Here is a 14,401-nt window from a genome sequence, read left to right as displayed (position 1 = left end):
GCTATCGGAGGAAGATTTTATGGCAGAGCACGGCAAAACCAGCCAGCAGCCATCAAACCGGTGTTAGCGCAGCAATTCAGCGCTGTAGCCAAGCGCAGCTAAAAACTGTGCCACGCCGTCTTGATCATGATGTGGCGCCCGCGCCGCCTGTGGTAACAACTGCTGTAAACTTTGGCTGGCATTGGCCATCAGCACCGGAAATCCCACCAGCGCCAACAATTCGGCATCATTCATTCCATCCCCAAAAGCTATACTCTGCTGCAGGCAAAATTGCTGTTGTTGTCGTAAAAATTGCAGCGCCTGACCTTTGCAACAACCGGCCGGCATCACTTCCAGATAATGTGGATCGGAAAACGTCAGGTGTAACTGTTGTGGCCATTGGTCGGCAATCTGCTGTTTGAGCTGCTGCAGCAACTGATGTTCACCATAAAACATCACTTTGAGCGCGGACAAGGCTGATAACTGCCCGACATCCAGCAACTGATAACCTGGGCCATGTTGTTGCACTGCAGCTAAATCTGCATTCTCGGCACTGACCAGCCAATGTTGGTCGGTGTAAAAACTGGTATGGACGGCAAATTGCTGACCTAGCTTCAGCAAAGGTAAATTCCACTCAGTCGCCAGCGCCTGCCGGTAAATCAACTCGCCATTGCCAGCATGAATATTGGCACCGTTACAGCTGATCGCGGTGATATCACCGCCTAATTGTTGCAGATAACCACGGACATCATTGATATGGCGGCCAGTGGCAATCACTAACCGGGCACCTTGCTGTTGCAAGTGCTGTAAAGTGGCCACAGTCATTGCCGACAACTGATGCTGGCGATTGAGTAAGGTGCCATCTAAATCGAAAATAAAGGTTTCGATGACAGTGGCCGCGGGCCGAATATCCTGTAATTGCATGCACTGACTCCCTGTTGCAAGCGAAAGACCACCCACTGTGGTATCGGCGATTGTAAAGCTTCTGGCAGTGTTCCGCAAACTGAGCCACGTTGATGCTCAGTTGGCGGCTCAGAGCCAGCCTTTTTGCCGGGCAATCCGGGCTGCATCAATCCGGTTACTGGCTTGCATTTTACTGATAGCTTCCGATAGATAATTGCGCGCAGTGCCTTCTGCAATATAAAGTGCCGCCGCAATTTCGCTGGTGGTTTTGCCTTCAGCGGCCAGCCGTAATGCCCGGCGTTCTTTATCGGTCAGCGGATCTACATCCCCCAGCGCTTGTAGCACCAGTTCAGTGTCAATCACCTTTTTTCCCGCCTGCACCTGACGCAGCGCACTGCACAGCTGTTCAATAGGCGCATCTTTTAGTAAAAAACCACTGACCCCTGCCGCCAACGCTCGTTTGATGTAACCAGAACGGCCAAAGGTGGTGATAATCACCACCTTAGTGGCAGGTTGCTGTTGCTGGACATATTGCGCCAATTCGATACCACTGAGGCCGGGCATTTCAATATCGGTCAAGAGCAGGTCAAAATGTTGTTGTTTCAGCAGTGCCAGCGCTTTGTCACCATCGGCCGCTTCAATGATTTGATAATCTGCTTCCAGCGCCAGCAAAGCGGCCAAGGCGCCACGCACCATCGCCTGATCTTCGGCTAGTAATAATTTCATTGCTTATTCCCTTTGCGTCGTTAAAGCGCGACCTGCGGCACTGTCAATGGCGACGGCCCCTGCTGGCAGCCGAATATAAATAGCGCAACCCGCTGTTTGGCGAATTTCCAGACTGGCATTCAGCGCCGCCAACCGTTCCCGCACGCCACTCAAACCATTGCCTTCTGACCAGGCACGCTGGCGGCCATCATCACAAACACTGATCTGCAACTCCTGGTCATGACTGACAAAACTCAGCTCACAATAACTGCCATCACTGTGGCGTAACACATTGGTCACCAGCTCTGTCAGCGCCAGTATCACAGCAGTTTCGGTGCGGCTATCCAGAGTTGGGATCTCGCCTTGCAGCTTGGCAATAAAACCACCATCTCTGAGCCTGGCTAATAATTTTGCCACTTCAGCCGCCAGGCCCTGATGCCGGTAACCTGACACACTTTGCCGGACCTGCGATAAGCTATCGCGGGCAATTTGGCTCAGTTCGGTCAATTGCTGTTGTGCCGCCACCAGTTGCTGCTTCTGCAGCAACTTATTGGCCAAATCAGCTTTGAGCGCAATACTGGACAAACTATGACCGAGAATATCATGCAAATCCCGGCCTATCCGTTCACGTTCGACCATAGCACTGAGTTGGCGAATTTCATCCTGACTTTGCAGTTGGCGTTGTTGCGCCAGCACTTTTTCCCGTTCGCTTCGACCGAGTAAACCAACAGCCACCGTAATCGCCATGGCGATATAACGATAGTAGTCCCAGGGTGGATTACTTAATTGTTCCAGTAGCAACAGTAACAGCGTGAATGCCAGCATCGCCGACACAAAAAACCGCATCGAACAGGCAAAACCGATAAAAAAACTGGCAAATGCCAGCATTGAGACAGCACCTGGATTGAGCGGGATCACCAAAGCGGCCAGCAGAACCATCACTGCCACGGGCAGCAGCATGCGCTGACTGTCACTGGCATAAGCCTGGACATAAACCAGCAAAAAACCGGCCACCGCCACCCCCTGCCACAGATATTGCCACGGACTATAAGGCAAACTGAACAAAGGCGGCAGCATAAAGCTCAGATTGAGCAGATAAACCCAACTCATTTTCCGTTCAAGTCTGATAGTGGCCATGCCAACTCCTGTGGCGAACAATCGGTCAATGCACTGCCTTGGTTATACCTAAGGCTGGCCTTTTGCTCAAGCCAGGGCGGCAATTGCTGGCATTTGTCATCGACAATCCATGACAAATGTCACTCGTCAAGCCTGCTGCCGACTCTTATGCTGCCAACTAACAGACCAGATCCGGTCTGACCATCGCTTTACAGGAGGTTAAGATGCAGCTCAATCGTCAGGTATTAGCTGTCCGGGGATTGCGTAAATCCTATGCGGAGCAAGCGGTATTAGCAGGTGTGGATGTCAGTGTTCAGGCCGGCGAAGTGGTTTGTTTGCTGGGGCCGAATGGGGCTGGTAAAACGACTTTTATCTCAGCAGTGCTGGGGCTGATTGGCGCCGATAGTGGCGACATTAGCTTGTTTGGTCAGCCACAGCGCGGACAACACAGAGCCAACAGCATCCGGCAGCAACTGGGGGTGATGCTGCAAATAGGCCAGCTCAGCGCCAATTTAACTGTGTTTGAACAATGTGATTTATTCGCCAGTTATTACCACTATCAGCAAAAGCCAGCGCAATTACTCGACATTTGCGGTTTAGCCGACAGCGCCGGACTCAAATTTAGTGCCTTGTCCGGCGGGCAGAAACAGCGCTTGTTATTCGCGCTGGCTCTGGCCGGCAAACCCGCTTTGTTATTTCTGGATGAACCAAGCCTTGGCATGGATGTGGCGGCGCGTCAGGCTTTATGGCAGCAAATCCGTCATTTACAACAGCAAGGCGTGGCCGTGGTACTGACCACTCATTATCTGGAAGAGGCTGAGCAACTGGCCAGCCGTATTCTGGTGCTGCAGCAAGGTCAAATTATTGCCAGCGGCACGCCGAGCGAACTCAGTGCACTTTGTAGCTATAAACTGATCCATTGCCACAGCAGTTTAACCGACAGCGAGTTACTGGCTTTACCCGGTGTGATTGCCATCCACCGCGATGCGCAGCAAGTCAGCCTGCAAAGCCAGCACGCCGAGCAAACAGTAAGGGCTTTACTGGCGCAAGATACCAGACTCAGCCAACTGGAAGTCAGGCCCGTCTCATTGGAACAGACTTTTCTACAATTGACCGGCGAACCACAAAACGCCGCCCAGTCACAGGAGCAAGCAGCATGAACGCCGCCCAGTCACAGGAGCAAGCAGCATGAACGCAGGCAGCATGGCGCAATTACGGCTTTATCAGAAAGAGGCTTGGTATGATTTACTCAGTGTCTGGCGCAGCAGCGGTTTTGTGCTGCCCGCGCTGGCCTTTCCTGTGCTGTTTTATCTGTTTTTTGGAGTGCTGTTTGGCTCGGCCACTGGCAGTAGTTATTTGTTGGTGACCTACGGTTGTTTCGGGATTATGGGGCCGGCCATGTTTAATTTTGCCGCCAATATTGCCAGTGACCGAGCCCACGGCTGGCTCACACTCAAACGCTTATCCCCGCTGCCGATGCCAGCTTATTTGCTGGCGAAACTTAGCACCAGCCTGAGCTTTGCGCTGCTGATCATCCTGCTGTTGTTCAGTGTCGCGGCAGGACTGGCGGAAGTAAGGCTGGCGCCCGCGCAATGGCTGTTGCTGGCGCTCATTTTATTGCTGGGATCACTGCCTTTTGCCTTACTCGGGCTGGTATTAGGTTTGCTGCTGTCGGATAAAGCGGCACCAGGGGTCGTCAATCTGTTGTATCTGCCGATGGCATTTTTATCCGGTTTATGGTTTCCAATCAGTACGTTACCAGACTTACTGCAGGATATTTGCTGGTTGTGGCCCAGTTATCATCTGTCGCAACTGGGTCTGAAAGTGATAGCTCAGGATCAGGGGGGGACTATCGCCGGTCATTTAACTGCTTTACTGCTCAGTTGCCTGCTGCTGGCGGCGTTAGCCAACAAGTTATTTCGCAATTTGCAGCGTTAGCGCCCAAGTGAAGTATCCTGCAAAGGAGCCGGCCGCACAGTACAGCGGCCTACTCCTGAGCTGTCGGCTGCTATTTCAGGGGGATCCTGACGTTTTTTGTCAGTCTTGCCGCTATGCCAGCGTAACTATTCAGCACTTTGAACATCACCGGCACTGCCAACAGCAAAATAAGGCGCCGGATTTAACGTTTCAGCCTCACCCCAACTCGACAGTTGCGATACTGAGTTTCGCTCTGTGCCCTGTGACAATTAACAGCCAGCAGCCAAAGCTGGCCATCCACAGCTCCATTCAACCCACAGCAGTGGATAAGCGGCTCAAAAAAACAACGGCCCGCTTGCAACTGTCGGGTAAATGCTGTTGTTATAACCGGCAAAATCAATAACAAGCCTGGCACTCGATTGTTGTTGCGCCAACAAAGTGTGAAGACCAGGCCCACCGCAACAGGAGAACTGCATTGACATCGACTTTCACACTGGCGAGTGCCATGCTGCTGGGCATGCTCAGCTTGAGCGCCCAGGCTAACGCTGATAACCAATTGACGCCACAAGAGCAAGCCGATGGCTGGCAACTGCTGTTTAATGGGCAGGATCTGACCCAGTGGCGCAATTACCAGCAAACCGGCTTAAACCCGCAATGGCAGGTACAACAAGGTGCTATGGTGCTGACCGGCAAAGGCGGCGGCGATATTTTAACCAAAAGCAAATATCAGCAATTTGAATTACAACTGGAGTGGAAAATCGCCGAAGCGGGCAACAGCGGCGTCTTTGTGCTGGTCGATGAAAACGGCAAGTATATTTATTCCCATGCGCCGGAAATTCAGATTTTGGATAACGAACGCCATACCGACAATCAACTCGCCAGCCATAGATCCGGCTCTTTATACGATATGATCGCTGCGCCAGCCAGCGCGCAAAAACCAGCCGGTCAGTGGAATCAGCTCAAAATCCGCCTGCATCAGCAACAACTGACCATCTGGCAAAATCAGCTGCAGACTGCCGATATTCAAATCAATGGCCCAGAATGGCAACAACTGTTGGCCAGCAGCAAGTTTGCCAACTGGGCTGGATTTGCCAAAGCCGACCGCGGTCATATTGGTTTGCAGGATCACGGCGACCAGGTCTGGTTTAAAAACATCAAAATCCGGGAGCTAAAACCATGACCGCTGCTGAAATTCTGGTGGTCGGTTCCGGTGCAGGTGGCGCTATGGCAGCCTATCAGTTGACCAAAGCCGGTCATCAGGTGCTGTTGTTAGAAGCCGGTCGCGATTACGACCCTAAAACTGAAACTCCGATGTTTAAACGCAATGCCGAAGCGCCGTTATTGGGTGCCGGTACGCCGGATAAAGACTTTGGTTATTACGATGCGACTGTCGATGGCGGCTGGCAGGTGCCGGATGAGCCTTATACCTCGGCCGAAGGTTCCGAATTTATGTGGTGGCGGGCGCGGATGCTGGGAGGCCGCACCAATCACTGGGGGCGTTATGCCCTGCGTTTTAGTGAACACGATTTTAAAGGGAAAAGCCGCGATGGTTTAGGTGCGGACTGGCCCTTTACTTATGCCGAGCTGGCGCCCTGGTATGATCAGACTGAAGCATTAGTTGGGGTTTGTGGCACCAATACCGGCCTGGACGATATGCCGCCCTCGCCGCCCGGCGTGTTACAACCGCCACCAGTGCCGAGGGTGCCAGAGCTATTGGTGGCGGCAGCAGCGAAAAAGCTGGGTATCCCGGCAGTCCCCATGCATCGGGCTGTGCTGACCCGGCCGCTGGATAACAGAGCAGCTTGTTTTTATGCCACTCCTTGTGGCCATGGTTGCTCTATTGGCGCGGCGTTTCAGACCACCACCTCATTACTGCCGATGGCCAAAGCCACTGGCAAACTGACTATCCTGACCAATGCCATGGTGAAATCGGTCGACAGCAATGCCGAAGGCAAAGTCACAGGCGTTAGCTATATCGATAAAAAAACCGGCGCCGAGCAGCAGGTACAAGCCAGAATCGTGATTCTGGCGGCCAGTGCCTGCGAGTCGGCGCGCATTTTACTGAATTCTAAAACCGAGCGTTATCCGAATGGCCTCGCCAACTCCAGTGGTCAGGTCGGCAAAAACCTGATGGATTCGACCGGAGCCAATCTGGGTGCCTTGGTGCCAGCTTTACAAGGCCGGCCTATTTATAACGAAGATGGCCACACTGCCAATCATTTGTTTATTCCTTGGTGGGGCCATCAGGCGCAGCAACGCAAAGAACTGGATTTCCCGCGTGGTTATCATTTTGAACTGGGGGGCCGTTTTAGCGAACCTGGTGCCAATATTGATACCAGCCTGCAAGGCTATGGCACTGCCCTGAAGCAACAGGTGAAACAAAAATACGGCGCTTATGTACAATTTGCGCTGCGGGGTGAAATGTTGCCCAATGAACATTGTTATATGGATATCGACCCGCTGGTAAAAGACAAATGGGGCATTCCGGTGGCCAGATTTCACTGGCGCTGGTCGGAACATGAGTTAAAACAAGTGGCGCATGGTTTACAAACCGCGAAGGCTATTCTGACCACTATGGGAGCTACCGTCGACGAACTGCCAACGCCGGAGCAAGCCATTTTAAAGGGCGGCCAGATTATTCATGAAGTCGGCACCACCCGAATGGGCGCCTCGGCGACAGATTCGGTTTGCAATCAATGGGGACAGACTTGGGATTGTCCGAATTTATTTGTGATGGATGGCGGTGTCTTTGCCTCCAACCCGCATAAAAATTGTACTCTGACCATTATGACGCTGGCGATGCGAAACTCGTCTTGGCTGTCCGGACAACTGAGCAAAGGAGCGCTGTAACATGGCTGTCGACAACAACACCCCAGAACTGATGGACAAAGTTGCTGTACCTTATCAATCCAGGCTGAGCCGGCGCGATTCCTTAAAAATACTGGCAGCCCTGGCCGCCAGTACCTTACTGCCGGCATTAAGCGGCTGCGAACCAGCGCCAACACCGATGGCAAGTAGCAGCTCAGGCAGCGCGGCGCCAACGACAGAGCATTGGCCAGAATTGCAACTGAGCCCAATCACGGCGCCGGGTTATGGCAAGGATCCGAACCAGATTTTGCCGCCGGAATCACCCTGGCCACTGACCTTAACACCGGCACAACTGACGCTGGTAGCACTGTTATCCGATCTGTTGATCCCACGCGACGGCGAAACCCCTTCAGCTGCAGAAGTGGATGTCCCAAGCGTCATCAATGAATGGGTCAGTGCGCCTTATGTCCGGCAACAACAGGACAGAGCCGTGATCTTAGCCGCGCTGGCCTGGATTGATGATGAAGCCAGGCTGCGGTTTAACAAAATTTTTGCCAGTCTGAGCCGGGCTGAGCGGATTGCCATTCTGGATGATATCGCTTATCTGAACACTGAAACAGCGCCTCGTTTTGTCCGCATCACCAAAGCCTTCGCGCTGCTGCGTGGGCTAGTCGTGGCAGCTTTTTTTGCCAGTCCGGCCGGTACCAAAGATATCGGCTATCTCGGCAATACCGCCATCGGCGGTGATTACCCGGGTCCAACAACTGCAGCCAAAGCTCATCTGACCAAAGTGCTGGCCGATTTGGGCTTAACTGCATACGCCTGGCAAGGGGGTTAAGCCAGGACTGGTTGCGGTAGCCACCCTTTGATATTCAAGGCATTGTCAAGTGCCAGCCGTGAAAACGGCTGGCCTTTAGCGGGTGCAAGGCTCAACGGTCGTATTGGCACAGTCTCTGTTAAGGATTGATTTCAATAGTGACGCTGGTTTTGACCGAGTTCGCGATAAAACATTGCTGATGTGACAACTGATGCATTTCTTCCAGCTCTGCTTTGGCAGGTTTGCTATCACCTGCAAACACGACTGTTGGCCTGAGCCTGACCTTGGTCATAGCTAGTTGACCTGCCGGGTCTTTTTCCATCAGGCCAATAGCGGCATCGGTATAACTGTCAACCACAAACTTTTTTTTCGCTGCGATGGCTAGAAAAAACAGCATATGACAACTCGATAAAGCGGCAACAAATGCTTCTTCAGGATCAACATTTTTTTCAACTGAATACGGTACAGGCACGACCTGAGGCGAGGAAGAAGCAGGCACGCAAACACCACCATCAAACTGCCAGAGATGGCCCCGGCTATATTTATTGTCGATATAGGCTTCATCTTTGCCACGAGCCCATGTCACCAAAGCAGTATATTCGGACATTTTTTTTCCTTATGACTCAGTGAGCGCTGACGTTTAAAAAAAACGGCAAGCAAAGCTTACCGTTTTTTATGCAACGCCGACACACCGAGTGTTGGCCGTTTAGTTGCTGCCAGCGCGCGAAGCATCCCGCGCGGCACGGAACTCTTTACCTTCGTACCAGTTTGGCCAGGCCGCAGAATCGGCTAACTCACGCCCCACCCGGTAGTACAGGAATAAATCCTGCTGTGCCCCGGATAAATCCCAGCTGTCTTGGAATTCATCTTCTACTTTGTGGTAACAGCAAGTGTTGTAAGCCTTGGCTTGCGCCAGGCCCCATTCTTTGCCATGGGCGACACTGTCCACCCCACCTTTGGCGTACAACATCGGCACACCAACTTTCGCCAGATTGAAGTGGTCTGAGCGGTAATAAGAGCCTGCAGCCGGATTTGGCTCAGGCGCCACATAACGGCCCTGGGCTTTGGTGTGTTTTTCCAGCAACACTTCCAACTCGGAATTGCCTTGTCCAACCACCACCATATCTTTCATCGGACCATAGACGTTCATCACGTCCATATTGATGCCGGCAACTGTTTTGTTTAGTGGAAATAACGGATTTTTCGCATACCAGGCTGAACCTAACAAACCGCGCTCTTCTGCCGTCACGGCAATAAAAGCCACACTGCGTTTAGGCTGTGGCTGGCTGGCAAAATACTCCGCCAACGCCATCAACCCACCGGTGCCTGAAGCATTGTCCTGCGCGCCGTTAAACACTTTGTTATTCGGGTTAGAAAAATCGACCCCCAGATGGTCCCAGTGCGCCATATAGAGCACCACTTCATCCGGCTTTTCGCTGCCTTCGATATAACCGGCTACATTACCCGAGGTCAGCTCGCGGACATTGTTTTTCACCGAAACAGAGGCTTTTAGCTGAAGTGGCACCGGCGCAAAATCTTTCTCCAGCGCTTTTTTATGCATTGATTCTAAGCTTTCACCAATACCGGCAAATAAGGTTTGGGCGGACTCGCTGGTGACCCAGCCTTCCACCGCCACCCGGTCAGCATTTTTATTTGGATTAATCAGATCAAATTTGGTCGCCGAACCGCCAGCCACCACATGCCAGCCGTAAGAAGCGGCATCGGTTTCATGAATGATCAGCGCCATAGCTGCGCCCTGGCGGGCCGCTTCTTCAAACTTGTAAGTCCAGCGACCGTAATAAGTCATGGCATCGCCGGTAAACAGATTTTTGTCTTTGGTGGCAAAACCTGGGTCATTGACAAACATCACCACGGTTTTGCCTTTAACATCCAGGCCTTCGTAGTCATTCCAGTTATACTCTGGTGCCACAATACCGTAACCTACAAACACCATGTCGGACTCTTTCACTTCTGAAAATTCAGTGACTCTGGTGGTCCAGGCAAACATCTGTTCGCGGTATTTAAACTCAGCTGGTGCTTTGTCACCGCTAAAGGTCATCGCTGACACTTCTTTCGGATCAATTTGCACTAACTGAACCGGCTGGATATAACTGTCGCCATGCAGTGGTTTTAACCCAATCTGCTTAAAGTGGGCTGACAAATAGGCCAGGGTTTTTTCTTCGCCTTTGGTGGCTGGGGCACGGCCCTGAAAGTCATCAGAAGCCAGGGTTTTAATATATTCCCCCAGTTTCGGATTCATCAGAGTATCGACCAGTGCTGTTTGAGCCGGGGCTGCGGCTTCGACGGGGGCTGAGGCTGTGGTGCTGACTGGTTCAGTGTCCGGCTGCTTTTGGCAGGCGGCTAAACCAAGACAGGCACTCAGCGCCAGCGTTGTTCCTGAAAACCAAAAGTTCGGTTTCATAAAGGCTCCAATGCTGATTATAAGAATTATCGGTCACGCCGACTGATGGTAACGCAGGTATCTACTGTTGGCTAGTTGTTCGGTTTTGCCTGCAGTTTTTTGGCTTATTTTAACGTCACTGACTGCAGTTTACAGAATTTTGCGCTACTGCTGCCTGGCCACATTTCAGTCGGTATACCATAAATTATCACCGTATTTTTCGCCTGATAGGCGGCCAGCAGCAGACTCAGATCGGCCTGAAAACCAGCATCTGTTTTGGTCAGCCAATAGCCGCTTTGACATTCTGCGCTGTTATGCTCAAGAGTAAAATGAACATCGCCACCACCATATTTATTGTAAGAAGTAATCGACACAATTTTGCTAGGAGCACTGCCAACGTAAGTCTGTGCGCTTGCCTGTGCAGCCACTAACAGCGCAGAGCAGAGTATTTTTTTCAACATAACGATCCTTTATTAAAGAGTAGAGTGACCCCAGGGCGCTGGTGGTGGCGTCACTGGTTGGGTTAAATCAAATTCCACCATAAACTCACGACCCGGCCGGGTTAAGCCATAGCGGTAATATTGACCCGGCACAATTTCTACCAGCCAGGTATTGGCATTGGACACCGCCATCTGATGGGCACTAAATAAGGCTTTCGACTCGGCATCGGCCGGAAATGCCTGTGCATTGGCTGTCCCCACTGTGGCAGTATCACCACCGTACATTGTGACTTTATCCGAGCTGCCATCCTGATGACGGTGATCATGTTTTAGCTGTAAACCGCTGGCGGTTTGCCGAAATACCCAGGTTCTGGATCTGTCTTCGCCCACATGAAATGGAATTTTCACCTGTTGCTCACTGCACTCACGCACATGCATCAGCAGTTGCTGGCTGCGCATCTTGTCATCACTGGCATTGCCTTTAATGACTTTGCCAGCAAAGGCCTTGCCACATAAAGCCGCCAGATTGGCCAAAAACTCAGTTTGCGCCTTTGGCTTGGCACCGGCCACTGTTGCAGTCGCAACCAGCGGCGCCAGACTCACAGCACACAACATCACAATGATCGAAGGGCGCAAGCTGCTGCGCTGATACCAAGGCATGGTTTTTATCATCATCATTCTCCTTGTTTTGGCTGACTATAACCGGCGCTGGCGGCATGGCACAAGTGTTGTGGTGCAGGACCACTGGCATAAGCTGTAGTTTTGTCCATACTTGCAGCATTTACCCTCTGCATTGCATCGGACATCATGACGTTACCGCCGCCGCGTTTGCTGCTGAGTGTATTTGCCAAAGCTGAGCATTTTGGCGTCATTGCCGATACACCTTTTGGCATCGGTTATCAGTTAGAACAGTTAAAAGTCTGTGTCAGCTTTTTTGGCCATAGTGTCTACTTTTGTGCAGGTTCCGCAGTGTTATTACTGACCGATGAACAACGGCCACAACTGACGAGCGGCGCAGCATCAGCGCAACAGGCCCTGCTGCAGTTGTTGGTTCAATTGGATAGCAAATATGCGTTATGGCCACCCAGACTGCAAACGTATGCAGCCAAGCCAGATGACACGGACAGCGGCCGCTGATGGTAGCATGAGGCACATGCTGACATTTGCAGAACCAATTATGAATAAAATCAAATATATTTCATCAGCTTTGTTATTGCTAAGCTTACTGAGTCAATGCACTCCAGGGCCAGAAACTGCCCCAGAAACTGTTGCAGGCTCCGTCAGGGTCGAGCGCGACCGAAGTTCTGCTGGCGCTGAAATACAGCCACAACAAAAAATCATAATTTATCAAGCGTTTACCCGTTTGTTTGGCAATAGCAACAGTCAAAACATACCTTTTGGCACCCTGGAACAAAATGGGGTTGGTAAATTTAATGATATCAATGACGCTGCTTTATCTGCACTGACACAACTGGGTGTCAGCCATCTATGGTTAACCGGAGTACCGCATCATGCGCTGGTAACAGATTATTCTGCCTATGGCATCAGTGCTGATGATCCGGATGTAATTAAAGGCCGGGCCGGTTCGCCTTATGCCGTGAAAGATTATTACAGTGTCAATCCGGATCTGGCGGTGGATCCGGCCAAACGGATGGAAGAATTCAAAGCCTTGCTGGCGCGAGCCCATCAACACGGCTTAAAAGTGATCATCGACATAGTGCCGAACCATGTCGCCAGACATTATCAATCGCTCGGTAAACCTGCTGGCGTGCGCGATTTTGGTGCTGATGATGACAACAGCCTGGTGTACCATAAACATAATAATTTTTATTATGTGCCAGATCAGGCCTTCCAATTGCCCGATATCCCGCCAGCTTTTACGCCATTGGGTCAGTCATCACACCCATTAAAAGATGGTCAGTTCAGTGAAATGCCAGCCAAATGGACCGGCAATGGTGCCAGAACCGCCAAACCTGACTTTAACGACTGGTATGAAACCGTGAAAATTAACTACGGGGTGAAACCAGACGGCAGCTATGACTTTGACCGGCTACCGGCTGATTATGCCAAGCAAGATGTGGCGGCGCATGCGGCATTCTGGCAGCAGAAAGAAGTCCCCAATTCCTGGCTGAAGTTTCGTGAGATCACTAAATTCTGGTTAGATATGGGTGTCGATGGTTTTCGCTACGATATGGCCGAAATGGTGCCGGTTGAATTCTGGAGTTACTTAAACAGCCAGATCAAACTGCAACAACCAACAGCCCTGCTGCTGGCAGAAGTGTATCAACTCGCCCTGTACCGTGATTATATCCAGTTGGGTAAAATGGATTACCTGTATGACAAAGTCGGTGTGTATGACAGTCTGAAATTGTTGATGCAGGGCAAAGGCAGCGCCAGCGCGGTACTGCAACAACAGCAGAGTATTGCCGATATTGAGCGCCATATGCTGAAGTTTCTCGAAAACCATGACGAACATCGCATCGCCAGCCCCGACTTTGCCGGTTCGGCCGAGCATGGTAAACCCGCCATGGTGGTATCGAGCATGTTAGGCAAAGCCCCGACCCTGCTGTATTTTGGCCAGGAAGTGGGTGAAGCTGGAGCGCTTGACAGTGGTTTTGGTAAACCGGGCCGCACCAGTATTTTTGATTATGCCGGAGTTCCCGCCCATCAGGGCTGGCTCAATCAAGGCAAATATGATGGTGGCGCACTGACAGCGCCGCAGCGGCAATTACGTCAGTTCTATCAGCAATTGCTTAGCTTTGTCAGGACTGCACCGGCGCTGACTGGCGATTTTATGTCGTTACATCAGTTGAATCTGAACACTCCGGGTTACACAGAACAACAACTGAGTTTTGCACGCTGGGATCAACAACAACAGCTGATCATCGTCAGCAATTTCAGCAGGCAGCAAGCTAGTTTTCAGCTGCAACTACCGACAACTTTGCTCGCACAATGGCAAGTATTGCGACCTGCAACCCCGACAGCTCGCTGGCAACTGGCAGATATCTTTTCAGGTCAGTCCTACCAGATACAGCTCAACCCGACAAACGCCACTGTGACTCTGTCACTGGAGGGCCTGGCGTCGGCAGTGTTGCAACTGCAAGTAGCGGATTAACCTCACAGACCAACACCGGCAAGTCACTGGAACCGACCCTATTGCTGTCTGCCCGGGCCACCACGGGCACATAGCAGGCGGTGGCAACGCTCAAAAGCACAAATAAAAAAGCTTAAATTCACAAATAAAAAACAATTGAATTGATTTTAGGTTTATCTATCATTTAATATTAACTTTTTTTAGATAAATCAATGCACATC

General features: G+C 51.4%; 14 protein-coding genes. 7 read left to right on the top strand and 7 right to left on the bottom strand.

Annotated features, from left to right (window positions below):
* Positions 1-63 precede the first annotated feature (63 nt).
* The 3 genes from AC53GJ_RS06750 to AC53GJ_RS06740 form a co-directional block, all read right to left on the bottom strand.
* Positions 64-903 (bottom strand): Cof-type HAD-IIB family hydrolase, encoded by an 840-nt coding sequence (locus AC53GJ_RS06750; protein ID WP_496731805.1) that lies wholly within the window; start codon positions 901-903, stop codon positions 64-66.
* Positions 904-1,011: 108 nt separating this feature from the next.
* On the bottom strand, positions 1,012-1,608 hold the full coding sequence (locus AC53GJ_RS06745) for a response regulator transcription factor (RefSeq protein WP_496731803.1): 597 nt from the start codon (positions 1,606-1,608) through the stop codon (positions 1,012-1,014).
* Positions 1,609-1,611: 3 nt separating this feature from the next.
* A complete protein-coding gene (locus AC53GJ_RS06740; RefSeq protein WP_496731801.1) occupies positions 1,612-2,724 on the bottom strand; it encodes a sensor histidine kinase in 1,113 nt (370 codons plus the stop codon).
* Between the two features lie 203 nt (positions 2,725-2,927).
* Here AC53GJ_RS06740 and AC53GJ_RS06735 point away from each other — a divergent pair, with 203 nt between their 5' ends.
* From AC53GJ_RS06735 to AC53GJ_RS06715, 5 genes are all read left to right on the top strand, one after another.
* Positions 2,928-3,863, top strand: coding sequence for an ABC transporter ATP-binding protein (locus tag AC53GJ_RS06735; RefSeq protein WP_496731799.1), 936 nt, complete (start codon positions 2,928-2,930; stop codon positions 3,861-3,863).
* A 28-nt stretch (positions 3,864-3,891) separates the two neighbouring features.
* Positions 3,892-4,641 carry an ABC transporter permease gene (locus AC53GJ_RS06730; protein ID WP_496731798.1) on the top strand — a complete coding sequence of 250 codons (750 nt, stop codon included), beginning with the start codon at positions 3,892-3,894 and terminating at the stop codon, positions 4,639-4,641.
* Positions 4,642-5,095: 454 nt separating this feature from the next.
* Positions 5,096-5,800: a 3-keto-disaccharide hydrolase gene (locus AC53GJ_RS06725; RefSeq protein WP_496731797.1), complete on the top strand. Its 705-nt coding sequence runs from the start codon at positions 5,096-5,098 to the stop codon at positions 5,798-5,800.
* On the top strand, positions 5,797-7,470 hold the full coding sequence (locus tag AC53GJ_RS06720) for a GMC family oxidoreductase (RefSeq protein WP_496731795.1): 1,674 nt from the start codon (positions 5,797-5,799) through the stop codon (positions 7,468-7,470). The genes AC53GJ_RS06725 and AC53GJ_RS06720 overlap by 4 nt, the downstream gene beginning before the upstream one ends.
* Before the next feature lies 1 nt (position 7,471).
* Positions 7,472-8,266 (top strand): gluconate 2-dehydrogenase subunit 3 family protein, encoded by a 795-nt coding sequence (locus AC53GJ_RS06715; protein ID WP_496731793.1) that lies wholly within the window; start codon positions 7,472-7,474, stop codon positions 8,264-8,266.
* A 118-nt stretch (positions 8,267-8,384) separates the two neighbouring features.
* Here the strand turns inward: AC53GJ_RS06715 and AC53GJ_RS06710 are convergent, their stop codons facing one another.
* The 4 genes from AC53GJ_RS06710 to AC53GJ_RS06695 form a co-directional block, all read right to left on the bottom strand.
* On the bottom strand, positions 8,385-8,852 hold the full coding sequence (locus AC53GJ_RS06710; RefSeq protein ID WP_496731792.1) for an OsmC family protein: 468 nt from the start codon (positions 8,850-8,852) through the stop codon (positions 8,385-8,387).
* 99 nt (positions 8,853-8,951) lie between these two features.
* Positions 8,952-10,667 (bottom strand): M28 family metallopeptidase, encoded by a 1,716-nt coding sequence (locus AC53GJ_RS06705; RefSeq protein WP_496731790.1) that lies wholly within the window; start codon positions 10,665-10,667, stop codon positions 8,952-8,954.
* 104 nt (positions 10,668-10,771) lie between these two features.
* On the bottom strand, positions 10,772-11,107 hold the full coding sequence (locus AC53GJ_RS06700; RefSeq protein ID WP_496731788.1) for a hypothetical protein: 336 nt from the start codon (positions 11,105-11,107) through the stop codon (positions 10,772-10,774).
* Between the two features lie 12 nt (positions 11,108-11,119).
* Complete coding sequence (locus AC53GJ_RS06695; RefSeq protein WP_496731787.1) at positions 11,120-11,764, bottom strand: hypothetical protein; 645 nt, start codon at positions 11,762-11,764, stop codon at positions 11,120-11,122.
* 129 nt (positions 11,765-11,893) lie between these two features.
* Between AC53GJ_RS06695 and AC53GJ_RS06690 the strand changes: the two genes are divergently transcribed.
* Positions 11,894-12,223 (top strand): hypothetical protein, encoded by a 330-nt coding sequence (locus AC53GJ_RS06690; RefSeq protein WP_496731785.1) that lies wholly within the window; start codon positions 11,894-11,896, stop codon positions 12,221-12,223.
* A gap of 40 nt (positions 12,224-12,263) precedes the next feature.
* Positions 12,264-14,201, top strand: coding sequence for an alpha-amylase family protein (locus tag AC53GJ_RS06685; protein ID WP_496731783.1), 1,938 nt, complete (start codon positions 12,264-12,266; stop codon positions 14,199-14,201).
* Positions 14,202-14,401: the final 200 nt, after the last annotated feature.

Source organism: Rheinheimera sp. B2H12 (genome assembly GCF_059620065.1).
Note: the sequence above shows the minus strand (reverse complement) of the source record. Positions and strands in the feature narration are given on the sequence as shown.